This is a genomic window from Bacillus sp. JJ722 (assembly GCF_036963345.1).
Classification (GTDB): domain Bacteria; phylum Bacillota; class Bacilli; order Bacillales; family DSM-1321; genus Bacillus_AD.
The window spans coordinates 39,773-40,095 of record NZ_JBALMO010000159.1; positions in this window are offsets into that span (position 1 = coordinate 39,773).

The following is a 323-nucleotide window of genomic DNA, read 5'->3' on the forward strand; positions in this document are numbered from 1 at the left end:
ATCAAGCATAGTTGTTAAAAGTAAAAACCGCAGAAATATTTTCTGCGGTTTTTATTGTCGTGCGTCCGGCATTGGTGCAGTCTATAGGGTGAAAGTCCTGAGCTGTGAAGGCATAAGTAGCAGTTAGCTTAACGCAAGGGTGTCTGCAGTGATGCGGAATCTGAAGGAAGCGAGCGGTAAACTTCCGGTCCGAGGAACACGGCAAGCACACTTAGTAAGCGGTCTTAAATCTAGGTAATTATCGCTGTTAGTAAAAATAAACCTATAGTAGTAGAAAACCAACCTATAGGCTTTAAACTAAGGAGTAATAAACAGTTATCTAG